This is a genomic window from Saccharothrix lopnurensis, assembly GCF_042658445.1.
In the GTDB taxonomy this organism is placed as follows: domain Bacteria; phylum Actinomycetota; class Actinomycetes; order Mycobacteriales; family Pseudonocardiaceae; genus Actinosynnema; species Actinosynnema lopnurensis.
Map to the genome: position 1 here is coordinate 108,509 of NZ_JBHSQO010000016.1, position 12,144 is coordinate 120,652.

Sequence of the window (12,144 nt, forward strand, 5' to 3'; positions counted from 1 at the left end):
CCGACCCGCCGTGACACCGGCGTGACCGGTGCGGAACGGGACCGCGTCGGTCGAGCGACCCCGGCGGCGGGCCCCGCACCCGTACCCTGAGGGGCGAGGAGAAGGGGTGGTGCGCGTCGTGGAGCTGGCCGAGTCGCTGCTGGCGTGGCTGCACGGCTGGGCCGGCGTGGGGCTGTGCCCCGGCGACTGGGCGTGGACCGCCACCGCGTTCGGCGCGCTCGTCGGCGCGCTGCCGACCGTCGCCGCGCTGCTGTCGATCACCGTGCGCCGGGTGGTCGGCAACTCCTACGGGCCGATCACGGGCGCGATCTTCGCCGTGCTCGGCGTGACGAGCACGCTGGTCCTGCCGTGGGTGGCCTTCTCGGCCACCTACAAGCTGCTGCGCACCGGCGCGGCCGAGGGCGTCCGGTCCCTGGACGGGTCGCCGTGCGTGGCGTTCACCCAGTTCGACTACCTGGTCGGCGCGCCGTCGATCCTGGAGGCGTTCAACGGCGGCGTGGTGTTCATGATCGCGGGCGGGGTGACGGGCCTGCTGGCGCTGCTGTGCCTGCTGTTCGTCATGCTCCAGGCCGGTTCGGCCTTCCGGCTCGGCCCGAGCTGGCCGCGCCGGGTGTTCTGGCCGCCGTTCCTGGTGCTGCTGGTGGCCACGTCGGCACTGCCCGTGACGCTGGTGGGCCACCTGCTGCTCGGGTTCTTCCCGATCGCCCTGATGGGCTCCCTGGTGGTCAAGGTTTTCGGGTTGACTACCGCCATGCTCAACCGCCCCGGTCGCGATCGCGGGAACCCGAACCCGCAACCCGCGGCGTCCAGGACGCCGCCGCCGCAGCCGTCCCAGAAGCAGCTGCCGTCCCAGCCCAAGCAGACCCAGCCGCAGCCCAGGCAGACCCAGCCGCAGGCCCACCAGCCGCCGCCGTACCAGCCCGAGAAGCCGCCGCCCTACCAGTCGGAGAAGCCGCCGCCCTACCAGCCCGCGAAGATCCCGCCCTACCAGCCCGCGCCGTACCGGCCCGTGACGCCGCCCCACCGGCAGTACCCGCCGACGCGGGTCGCCGACGGGCGGCCCTCGCAGCCGGCGCCCTCGCAGCCGACGCCCAGGCCGCCCACCTCCTACCCGCCCACGCGCGTGGAGCAGCCCGCCAAGCTGGCCGACACCCCCGGTCCGCTGCCGTTCGGGCCGAACGCGGGCGGGCACTCGACGGGCGGCTCCAACCCGACCCCGGTGACCGACTCCGGCAGGGTGTGGAACCCGGCGAGCGGCCGGTTCCGGCGCGTCCGCCAGCTCGGCCGGGGCGGGTTCGGCACGGTCTGGCTGGCCGTGGACGAGCAGCTGGCCCGCACGGTCGCGGTGAAGCTCGCGCACGCCCCGGACAACGAGACCGAGCAGCGCATGGTCCGCGAGGCCCGCGCCCTGGCGGCCGTGCGGCACCCGAACTGCGTGCGCGTGTTCGACATCGTGCAGGACCCGGACGGCCTGGCGATCATCATGGAGTACATCGACGGGCAGCCGCTGTCCGAGGTGGTGCTCAAGCAGGGCCTGCTGGCCGACACGCTGGCCGCCCGGCTGTGGGTGAACATGGCCGACGCGCTGGTCGCCGCGCACGAGGAGGGCGTGCTGCACCGGGACGTGAAGCCGTCGAACGTCATCGTCGACACCCACGGCACCGCGCACCTGATCGACTTCGGCATCGCCCGGTCCAAGGGCGACAGCACGCTCACCGCCACCGGCATGATGGTCGGCACCCCCGACTTCCTGGCCCCGGAGACCGCCCGGGGCGAGGCCGCCAGCCCGGCCTCGGACGCCTGGCAGCTCGCCGCCACGGTCAGCTACGCGCTGACCGGCCACCCGCCGCGCGGGTCGCGGGAGAACCCGATCTCCTCGCTGATGGCGGCCGCGCAGGGCGAGCCGTGCGTGAAGCTGCCCCAGCGCAGCGCCCACGTCCGGCTGCTGACCAGCGCGCTGGACGCGGACCCGGCCAAGCGGCCGTCGCTGGCCTCCATCCGGGCCGAGCTGTCCTCGTGGCTGTCGCAGGCGGGGCTGAGCAAGGAGGGCCCGGTGACCAGGATGATCGACCGGCCGGAGCCGCCGACCCGGCCCGTGCGCTGACCCGGTCCGAGGGGCGCGCGAGCACGGCGGCGGTCGGGTCCGCCGTGCCCGGTGCGGGCCGTTGCGGCAAAAGGGTGAACGCGCGGTGCTCCGGTAACACCTGCCCGGCCGCTCCCGAAAAAGGCGGTGATCGGTGTGGCCGGGAATGATGCGCGAGGTGGCCGATGTCGTCCGAGGAAAGCTGGCACGCCGCCCGGCTGATTCCCACTTCGGGGATCAACGGCGCGGAGGAACAGGAACGCCGAGCGACTTCCGCGTTGCTCGCGGTGATGTCCGCGGTGCGTGAATTCGGGCGCACCCTCACGCAACCGCTCGGCGCCCCCGCGGCGGCCGTGCAGACGTTCATCGAGGTGCCCTTCGAGTTCGAGGGGCGCAGGCTCATCCCGGACGGCCTGATCCGGGTGGTGCGCGGCCAGCGGTCGTGGACCGCGCTGGTCGAGGTGAAGACCGGCAACAACGAACTGCGCGCCGAGCAGCTGGAGAACTACCTGGACGTGGCCCGCGAGCAGGGCTTCGACGCGGTGGTCACGATCTCCAACCAGATCCCGGCGCTGCCCGGCCTGCACCCGACGCCGGTCGACCGGCGCAAGCTGAAGAAGGTCGCCCTGCACCACTGGTCGTGGACCCAGGTGCTCTGCGAGGCCGTCGTGCAGAAGGAGCACCGGGGCGTCGCCGACGCGGACCAGGCGTGGATCCTCGGTGAGCTGATCCGCTACCTGGAGCACCCGCGATCAGGCGCGATGGCGTTCGAGGACATGGGCGCCTCGTGGGTCCCGCTGCGCGAGGCGATCCAGGCCGGGACGCTGCGCGCCACCGACAAGGCCGCCCCCGAGGTCGCGGTGCGCTTCGACGCGCTGATCCGCTTCGCCTGCCTCCAGCTCGGCCGTCGCCTCGGCGCGGAGGTCACGCCCGCCCTCACCCGCAAGGAGCTGGCCGAGCCCCAGCTGCGCGTCACCTCGCAGGTCGGGCAGCTCGTCTCCGACGGGCGCCTCACCGGTGGCATCCGCATCCCGGGCACGGTCGGCACCCTCCAGGTGACCGCCGACCTGCGCGCGGGTCGGGTCGTCTGCCACGTCGACTTCGACGGTCCCCGCGAAGGCCGTCCCACCACGCGGGTCAACTGGCTGGTCCGGCAGTTGAGGGACGCCCCGGAAACCGTTCGGCTGGAGGCGTTCACGCTGCACGGGCGCGGTGCCGGCGCGTCGGAGCTGCTGCGGGTGGTGAGGACCGATCCGGCGGTTCTCGTGGTGGATCCCGCGAAGGAGATCCGCGGTTTCCGGGTGGCCACCACGACGCCGATGGGGAGCAAGCGCGGAACGGGTCGGAATTCGTTCATCGATTCCGTGCTCGATGCCGTGACCGATTTCTACGAGAACGTCGTGCAGAACCTCAGGCCGTGGACGTCGACGACGCCGCCGCGCATCCGCCCGGAAGAGGTGTTCACGCCGCCCGCCGACGTGCCGCCCGCCCTGGTGTCCACCGCGCCGTCCTCGCAGGACGGGCCCGAGGTCACCGCCAGGACGGCGGCCGCTCCCGGGCCCGCCGGATCCCCGGCCTGACCGGGCGGGGGCGCGACGGCGGCGGCCGGGACCGCCGCCGTCACCGCGGGCTCAGTTCCAGGACGGCAGCCACTTCTGGGCGTCCCACAGCTCGGGGGTGATCGGGTTGCCGTTGAGGATGGGCCACAGCCAGACGAAGTTGGCCACCACCAGGCCGACGTACAGGGCCACCGCCAGGCGGCCCGTGCCGCGGCGCTCCGGGCCGTCCGAGGCGCGGCCCAGCACCTCGCCCAGCGCGAGCGCGATGCCCAGCACCAGGAACGGCGCCATCGGCAACGCGTAGAACAGGTACATCTGCCGGTCGACGTTGATGAACCAGGGCAGGAAGCCCGCGCCGTACCCGACCAGCACCGCCGCGTACCGCCAGTCAAGCCGGCTGATCGCCTGCCACAGCGCCCACGCCAGCACCGGGAACGCCAGCCAGTACATGGCGGGCGTGCCGACCAGCATGATCGCTCCCACGCAGGTCGCCGCGCCGCAGCCCGTCACCGCGCCCTCGAAGTAGTAGAGCATCGGCCGCAGGCCCATCGGCCACGTCCACGGCTTCGACTCCCACGGGTGCTGGTTCGTCGCGGACGTCACCAGGTTGGTGTGGAACTCGAACACGTTGGAGCTGTAGTACCAGAGCGCCCGCAGCGGGTCGGGCACCCACGAGTCGTCGGGCAGCTTCGAGCCCACCACGTGCCGGTCGATGGCGGTCTCCGAGGCGAACCACGACCACCACGTCGCCAGGTAGACCACCAGCGGCACGACCAGCAGCGCGAACAGCGACGGCAGCAGGTCCTTGGCGAACGAGCCCAGCCACGGCCGCTCCACGCCCGCCGCCCGCCGCGCCGTGGCGCTCCACAGCACCGACATCACGCCGAAGAACGCGATGTACCACAGGCCGGACCACTTCACGCCGCACGCGAGGCCGAGGGAGATGCCCCCGGCGAACCGCCACCAGCGGAAACCCAGCCACGGCCCGTACGGCGAGTCGGTCACCCAGCCCTCGCGCACCGCCACCGCCAGCCTGGCGCGGACCTGGTCGCGGTCCACCACCAGGCACGCGAACGCGGCCACCACGAAGAACGCCTGGGCGGCGTCGAGCATCCCCATCCGCGACTGCACGTGGCTCAGGCCGTCCGCGATGAGCAGCACGCCGGCGATGGCCGCGATCAGGTCGGACCGGGTCAGCCGCCGCGCGATCCGCACCACCAGCAGGATGGTCAGCGTGCCCGCCACCGCCGAGGCGAACCGCCAGCCCACGCCGTCGTAGCCGAACAGCCACTCGCCGATCGCGATCAGCTGCTTGCCCAGCGGCGGGTGGACGATCAGCTCGTAGCCGGCGTTGTCCTCGTACCCGCCGTTGCGCAGCACCTGCGCCGCCTGGGGCACGTAGTGCTTCTCGTCGAAGATCGGGGTGCCCTTGTCGGTCGGGAACCCGAGGTTCCAGAACCGCACCACGCCGCCGACCAGCGCCACGGCCAGGGTGATCAGCCAGCCCCGCAGGGGGGCGCTCACCGGGCCGGGTTCGAGCGAGCGGGCCCGCGACTCGCGGTCGTTGCCCGGTGGCGGGCCGGCCGCCGGCACTTCCCCGGGGGCGACCACGTCGTCTGCGGACTGCGGTGCGATCAGGCTCACGAGGCCGATCGTAGGGTGAGCGGTGTGAGACCTGTATCGGGATCAGGCCGTTTGGTGCTGGCGGCTACTCCGCTCGGAGACGTTCGGGACGCCTCGCCTCGCCTGGTCGACGCACTGGCGACGGCCGAGGTGGTCGCCGCCGAGGACACCCGGCGGCTGCGGTCGCTGGCCGCCGCGCTCGACGTGACCCCCTCGGGCCGCGTGGTGAGCTTCTACGACCAGGTCGAGCAGGCCCGCCTGCCCGGCCTGCTGGAGGCGCTCAGGGAGGGCTCGACGGTGCTGCTGGTGACGGACGCGGGCATGCCCAGCGTGTCCGACCCCGGCTACCGGCTGGTGGCGGCGTGCGCGGCGGAGGACATCCGGGTCACGTGCCTGCCCGGCCCGTCCGCGGTGACCACCGCGCTGGCCGTCTCGGGCCTGCCGTCCGACCGCTTCTGCTTCGACGGCTTCCCGCCCCGGAAGGCGGGCGAGCGGCGGCGCTGGTTCGCCGGCCTGGCCCACGAGCCCCGGACCTGCGTGTTCTTCGAGTCGCCGCACCGGCTGGCCGACAGCCTGGCGGACGCGGTGGCGGAGCTGGGCCCCGACCGGCGGGCGGCGGTGTGCCGGGAGCTGACCAAGACCTACGAGGAGGTCCGCCGGGGCACGCTGGGCGAGCTGGCCGAGTGGGCGGCCGACGGGGTGCGCGGGGAGGTCACCGTGGTGCTCGCGCCGGCCGAGCCCGGCGAGGGTCCCTCGATGGGGTCCCTGGTGGCCGAGGTGAAGCAGCGCGTGGCCGACGGCGAGCGGCTGAAGACGGCGGCGGCGGAGGTCGCGGCGGCGGCGGGGGTGAGCAAGAAGGCGCTGTACGACGCCGCGATCAGCGGGGGGTGACCGGCGGGGTGCGCGCCGGTGCCCTCGTCCGGGGGCTCACCACCGCGAGCCGGGCGGCCCCGCGCGGAGGGGGACCCGCAGGCCGACCGGGCGGCCGGCCGCGCTCGCCGCCGACCTCCCCGGACCCGCTACCGCCCGGCGCTCACCCCTTCCCGCTGTTGGCGATGGCCACCACGACCCAGACGATCAGCCACAGACCGCACGTCAGCAGCGTCATGACCAGGTGGAACGCGTGGTTCGTGCCGCCGCCGGCGCGGACGCTGACGTGCGTCATCTGCGTCATCTGCGGCGCCACCACGAAGACCGGCGGTTGCTGGGGCGGGTAGGGCTGCTGGTGCGGGTACGGCTGGGCAGCGGGGTAGGGCTGGTGAGCGGTGTAGGGCGGGGGAACCGGGTAGGGGTACGTCGGCTGCTGGTACGGCTGGACCGGGTAGGAGCCGGACTCCGGGTCGGGACCGGGTGGCGGGTAGGGCCCGGACTGCGGCCCGGTCGGGTAGTGCCACCCGTCGGTGGGCTGGCCCTGCGGCGGTAACTGCGGCGGGTAAGGGCTCGACACGCGTGCTCCCGGAAATGGTGGGCTCGGAGGTGGGTACCGCTGCACATCGACCGGCGGGGGGTGATCGTTAACGGCCGCGTCACCCGTCCGGGCCGACCCGCCCACCCGCGCAAACCCGCTCGCACCCCCTCCGTAGGCTTAACGCATGAGTGCCTCCGTGCTGACCGCGGTGGCGTGGCCCTACGCCAACGGCCCCCGCCACATCGGTCACGTCTCCGGTTTCGGTGTCCCCTCCGACGTGTTCTCCCGCTTCATGCGCATGTCGGGCCACCGGGTGCTCATGGTCTCCGGCTCCGACGAGCACGGCACCCCCATCTCGGTCCAGGCCGAGAAGGAGGGCCTGACCACCCGCCAGCTGGTCGACAAGTACCACCGCGTGATCACCGAGGACCTGCACGGCCTGGGCCTGTCCTACGACCTGTTCACCCGCACCACCACGGGCAACCACTACCACGTCGTCCAGGAGCTGTTCCTCTCCCTCTGGCGCAACGGCTACATCGTCCCCAGGACGGAGATGGGCGCGATCAGCCCGTCCACCGGCCGCACCCTGCCCGACCGCTACATCGAGGGCACCTGCCCGATCTGCGGCTACGACGGCGCCCGCGGCGACCAGTGCGACAACTGCGGCAACCAGCTCGACCCCGTCGACCTGAAGAACCCGCGCTCGCGCATCAACGGCGAGGTCCCGAAGTTCGTCGAGACCGAGCACCTGTTCCTGGACCTGCCGCAGTTCATCGACGCCCTGGGCACCTGGCTCCAGACGCGCACCGAGTGGCGCCCGAACGTGCTCAAGTTCAGCCGGAACCTGATCGGCGACCTGCGCCCGCGCGCCATCACCCGCGACCTGGACTGGGGCATCCCCATCCCGCTGGACGGCTGGCGCGACCAGCCGATGAAGCGGTTCTACGTCTGGTTCGACGCGGTGATCGGCTACTTCAGCGCGAGCGTCGAGTGGGCCCGCCGCAGCGGGAACCCGGACGCCTGGCGCGAGTTCTGGACCGGCGACGCCCAGGGGTACTACTTCATGGGCAAGGACAACATCGTCTTCCACTCGCTGATCTGGCCGTCGCTGCTGCTGGGCCAGAACGGGCAGGGCGCGAAGGGCGGCGAGCCCGGCTCGTTCGGCCCGCTGAACCTGCCGACCGAGGTCGTGTCGTCCGAGTTCCTCACCATGAGCGGCTCGAAGTTCTCCACCTCGCGCGGCACGGTCATCTACGTGACCGACTTCCTGCGCGAGTTCGGCCCGGACGCGCTGCGCTACTTCATCTCGGTCGCCGGCCCGGAGAACCAGGACACCGACTTCACCTGGGAGGAGTTCGTCCGCCGCACGAACTTCGAGCTGGCCAACGAGTGGGGCAACCTGGTCAACCGGTCCCTCTCGCTGGCCCACAAGAACGTGGGCGCGGTGCCGCGACCGACCAGGCCGACCGAGGCAGACCACGAGCTGCTGTCGCTGAGCCGTACCGCGTTCGACGTCGTCGGCGGCCACCTGCGCCGCTCGCGGTTCAAGCAGGCGTCGACCGAGGCGATGAGGGTGGTCGGCGCGGCCAACCGCTACCTGTCCGACCAGGAGCCGTGGAAGCTCAAGGACGACCCGGAGCGCCGGGACACCGTCCTGCACACCGCCCTCCAGGTCGTCCAGGACGCCAACGCCCTGCTCACGCCGTTCCTGCCGCACTCCGCGCAGAAGGTGCACGAGCTGCTGGGCGGCCGGGGCGTGTGGGCGGCGCAGCCGGAGATCACCGAGGTGGCCGACCTCGACGTGCCCGACCGCGAGTACCCCGTGCTGACCGGGGACTACGCCGCCGAGCAGGCGACGTGGGGGTCCACGCCGATCGAGGTGGGCCGGCCGCTGGACAAGCCGACCCCGCTGTTCGCGAAGCTCGACCCGGAGCTGGGCGAGAAGGGCCCCGAGTGGGCCCCGATCGTCCGGTGACCGGGCGCAGGGGCGAACGACCGCCGGCGCCGGAACCACTCCCGGCGCCGGTGGTCGACGCGCACACCCACCTCGACGCCTGCGGCGCGAAGACCCCGCGGGACGTGGCCGCCCTGCTCGACCGGGCCACCGCGGCCGGGGTCGACCGCGTCATCACCGTCGCCGACGACCTGGAGGCCGCCCGCTGGGCCGCCGAGGCGGCCACGTGGGACGACCGGGTCTTCGCCGCCGTCGCGCTGCACCCCACGCGCACCACGGGCTTCGGCGAGCACGAGCGGGCCGTGCTGGCGGAGCTGGCCGGGCACCCGCGCGTGGTCGCCATCGGCGAGACCGGGCTGGACTACTACTGGGATTACGCCTCCCCCGAGGACCAGCGCGCCGCCTTCCGGTGGCACGTCGGGCTCGCCAAGGACACCGGCAAGCCGCTGATGATCCACGACCGCGAGGCGCACGAGGACGTCCTGCGGGTGCTGGACGAGGAGGGCGCGCCGGCCGAGGTGGTGTTCCACTGCTTCTCCGGCGACCTCGACTTCGCGCGGCGGTGCGTGGAACGGGGCTTCACGCTGTCCTTCGCGGGCCCCGCGACCTTCCGCAACGCCCACGCGCTCCGGGAAGCCGCGCGGTGGACGCCGGAGGAACGCCTGCTGGTCGAAACGGACGCGCCGTTCCTCACCCCCCACCCGTACCGGGGTCGTCCGAACGAACCCTACTGCGCGAACTACACGCTGCGGGACCTGGCGACCCTGCGTGAGGTTGACCTGGCGGAACTCGCCTCCGCGATCACCCGGAACGCCGAGCGGATCTTCGGGCTCCGTGACGCAGCGCAGCACTGATGCCCCTTGCGACGAACGGAGTACCGCCCCGCACCGCCGACGGGGTGACTGAACTCACAAGTCCCGCCGGGGTGTTTGCACAACCCCCCGACACCCGTTACGGTCCCGTGACCGTGCCCCACGTATCCAGTGCCGGGGCGCACCCGCGGTCGGGGCGGGTCGACACACCAGAAGCGAGAAGGACCAACAGCACGGGAGTTGCCGGAGATCAGTAGCTGACCGCCGACGACGACCGTGCGCGTTGCGGGACTTCGCGCCTTCAGGAGGTATGGAACCCCGTGAACTCGTTCAACGAGGACACCGACTGGTTTACGCCCGTGACAGACGTCCCGGCCGCCTCGGTCGACGTCCTGGAGCGGCCGACCGCGTCCGTCGAGTGGGACAACGCGAACTGGGAGACCGCGGTCTTCACGATCACGCCGAACGACGTCCTCGACGTCCTCGGCCCCGACGCCGACGAGCTGCTCGCGAGCGCCAACGTCGACGTCGACGAGTTGATCCGGCTCATCAACGCCGAGACCACGCTCCTCCCGCCGATCATCATCCCGGACGAGGTCTCCCAGGACCGCGTGGCGGGCGCCCCGGCCGCCGAGCGGCCCGACGCCCCGCCCGCCGCCCTGGTCGAGGCCGCCGGGAAGTGGAAGCGCCGCTTCCTCAAGGCCGCGGTCGCCACCGTGCTGGTGACGATCTCCGGCGGCGGCGCGACCGCCATCGCCATGGACAAGTCGATCACGGTCGACGTGGACGGCGAGGCCAAGACCGTGCGGACCTACGAGGGCACCGTGGGCGAGATCCTCGCCGACGAGGGCATCACGGTCGGCGCGCATGACGCCCTGAGCCCGAGCCCCCAGGCCAAGGTCGGCGACGGCGGCCGGATCACGCTCGACCGCGGCCGCCTGGTCAAGGCCACCGTGGACGGCGAGCAGCGCGAGGGCTGGGTCCGCTCGGTCACCGTGGACGAGGCCCTGGACCAGCTCAGGATCGAGGACGAGGGCGCCTGGGTCTCCCACGAGCGCGGCATGGACGTCCCGCTCTCGGGCATGGCCCTGGAGGTCAAGAGCCTCAAGACGATCACGCTCTACGACGGCGGGCACGAGCCGCGCCAGCTCCGGACGACCGCGGTGACGGTCGAGGAGCTGATGCGGGTCGAGAACCTCGCCCTGGGCCCGGACGACAGGCTGGAGACGGCCTCGGACCTGCGCATCACCAGCGGCGCCGAGGTCCACATCAGCCGCACCGGTGTCTCGGTGATCAACGCGACGGAGCCGGTGCAGCCGGCCGTCGAGGAGGTCAAGGACGACACCATGATGAAGGGCCAGAAGCAGGTCGTGGAGGAGGGCGCGGCGGGCGAGCAGATCGTCACCTACCGCGTCACCACCAAGAACGGCAAGGAGATCGCCCGCGAGAAGCTGGGCGTGAAGATCACCAAGGAGCCCAAGGCCCGCAAGGTCAAGGTCGGCACCAAGCTGCCGCCGGACGGCGCGGTGTGGGACTCGCTGGCCAAGTGCGAGGCCGGCGGCAACTGGGCCATCAACACCGGCAACGGCTACTACGGCGGCCTCCAGTTCAACAAGGGCACCTGGGACGCCTACGGCGGCAGCCAGTACGCCGCGTACCCGCACCAGGCGTCCCGCGAGCAGCAGATCGCCATCGCGACCAAGCTGCGCGACGCCCGCGGCGGCTACTCCGCGTGGCCCGGCTGCCGGTCCAAGCTGGGCCTGCCGTAAGAATGGGCGCGTGACCGGAGCTTCATCGTCGGCCGGGCCGGGGAGCAGCGCGCTCCTCGGCCCGGCCGACGTCCGTCGGCTGGCCGCCGACCTCGACGTCCGCCCGACCAAGAAGCTGGGCCAGAACTTCGTGCACGACCCGAACACGGTGCGCCGCATCGTGTCCTCCGCCGCGCTGCGGCCGGACGACGTCGTGCTGGAGGTGGGGCCCGGTCTGGGTTCCCTGACCCTGGCGCTGCTGCCCTCGTGCCGGGCCCTGGTGGCGGTGGAGATCGACGGGGCGCTGGCCGACCGCCTGCCGGTCACCGTCGCCGAGCGCGCGCCCGACCTGGCCGACCGGCTCGCCGTCGTCCACGCGGACGCGCTGCGCGTCACGGCCGCGCGGCTGCCGCACGCGCCGACCGCGCTGGTGGCCAACCTGCCGTACAACGTGGCGGTGCCCGTGGTGCTGCACCTGCTGGCCGAGCTGCCGTCGTTGCGCACCGGCCTGGTGATGGTGCAGTCGGAGGTGGCCGACCGGATGGCCGCCGGTCCGGGCAGCAAGGTCTACGGGGTGCCCAGCGTCAAGCTCGCCTGGTACGCCGACGCCCGCCGGGCGGGCCCGGTGTCCCGCTCCGTGTTCTGGCCGGTGCCCAACGTGGACTCCGCGCTGGTCGCGTTCGAGCGCCACGAGCTTCTGTCCACTGTGGACCGCAAAGCGCTGTTCTCGTTGGTGGACGCGGCTTTCGCGCAGCGGCGCAAGACCCTGCGCGGCGCGCTGTCCGGGTGGGCCGGGTCGGCCGCCGAGGCCGAGCGCGTGCTGCTGGCCGCCGGGGTCGACCCGGGCGCGCGCGGCGAAAAGCTCGGTATCAGAGACTTCATCCGGATAGTCGAGGTCGTCACCCCCCTTTAAACGTCGATCTTTTCGGCCATCAGTGTGATTTGCCGGACGGTTCC

General features: G+C 72.6%; 9 protein-coding genes. 7 read left to right on the top strand and 2 right to left on the bottom strand.

The window, feature by feature from the left end; genetic code table 11:
* The first annotated feature begins 106 nt into the window (after window positions 1-106).
* Both ACFP3R_RS18015 and ACFP3R_RS18020 read left to right on the top strand, forming a co-directional pair.
* Window positions 107-2,104 carry a serine/threonine-protein kinase gene (locus ACFP3R_RS18015; protein ID WP_380637375.1) on the top strand — a complete coding sequence of 666 codons (1,998 nt, stop codon included), beginning with the start codon at window positions 107-109 and terminating at the stop codon, window positions 2,102-2,104.
* A gap of 164 nt (window positions 2,105-2,268) precedes the next feature.
* Window positions 2,269-3,663: a hypothetical protein gene (locus tag ACFP3R_RS18020; protein ID WP_380637376.1), complete on the top strand. Its 1,395-nt coding sequence runs from the start codon at window positions 2,269-2,271 to the stop codon at window positions 3,661-3,663.
* Between the two features lie 51 nt (window positions 3,664-3,714).
* Here the strand turns inward: ACFP3R_RS18020 and ACFP3R_RS18025 are convergent, their stop codons facing one another.
* The gene (locus ACFP3R_RS18025) at window positions 3,715-5,286 is read right to left on the bottom strand and encodes a dolichyl-phosphate-mannose--protein mannosyltransferase (protein WP_380637377.1); all 1,572 of its coding nucleotides are present in this window, start codon (window positions 5,284-5,286) and stop codon (window positions 3,715-3,717) included.
* 51 nt (window positions 5,287-5,337) lie between these two features.
* Between ACFP3R_RS18025 and rsmI the strand changes: the two genes are divergently transcribed.
* Complete coding sequence (rsmI, locus tag ACFP3R_RS18030) at window positions 5,338-6,156, top strand: 16S rRNA (cytidine(1402)-2'-O)-methyltransferase (RefSeq protein WP_380637428.1); 819 nt, start codon at window positions 5,338-5,340, stop codon at window positions 6,154-6,156.
* Window positions 6,157-6,298: 142 nt separating this feature from the next.
* Here the strand turns inward: rsmI and ACFP3R_RS18035 are convergent, their stop codons facing one another.
* Window positions 6,299-6,712, bottom strand: a complete 414-nt coding sequence (locus tag ACFP3R_RS18035) for a hypothetical protein (protein ID WP_380637378.1) — start codon at window positions 6,710-6,712, stop codon at window positions 6,299-6,301.
* A 145-nt stretch (window positions 6,713-6,857) separates the two neighbouring features.
* Between ACFP3R_RS18035 and metG the strand changes: the two genes are divergently transcribed.
* The 4 genes from metG (at window position 6,858) to rsmA (ending at window position 12,100) form a co-directional block, all read left to right on the top strand.
* Window positions 6,858-8,648, top strand: a complete 1,791-nt coding sequence (gene metG, locus ACFP3R_RS18040; RefSeq protein WP_380637379.1) for a methionine--tRNA ligase — start codon at window positions 6,858-6,860, stop codon at window positions 8,646-8,648.
* Window positions 8,645-9,481 (top strand): TatD family hydrolase, encoded by an 837-nt coding sequence (locus tag ACFP3R_RS18045; RefSeq protein WP_380637380.1) that lies wholly within the window; start codon window positions 8,645-8,647, stop codon window positions 9,479-9,481. The genes metG and ACFP3R_RS18045 overlap by 4 nt, the downstream gene beginning before the upstream one ends.
* Before the next feature lie 278 nt (window positions 9,482-9,759).
* Entirely contained in the window at window positions 9,760-11,208 is a 1,449-nt protein-coding gene (locus ACFP3R_RS18050; protein ID WP_380637381.1) for a transglycosylase family protein, read from the top strand.
* 10 nt (window positions 11,209-11,218) lie between these two features.
* A complete protein-coding gene (gene rsmA, locus ACFP3R_RS18055) occupies window positions 11,219-12,100 on the top strand; it encodes a 16S rRNA (adenine(1518)-N(6)/adenine(1519)-N(6))-dimethyltransferase RsmA (protein WP_380637382.1) in 882 nt (293 codons plus the stop codon).
* Window positions 12,101-12,144 lie beyond the last annotated feature (44 nt).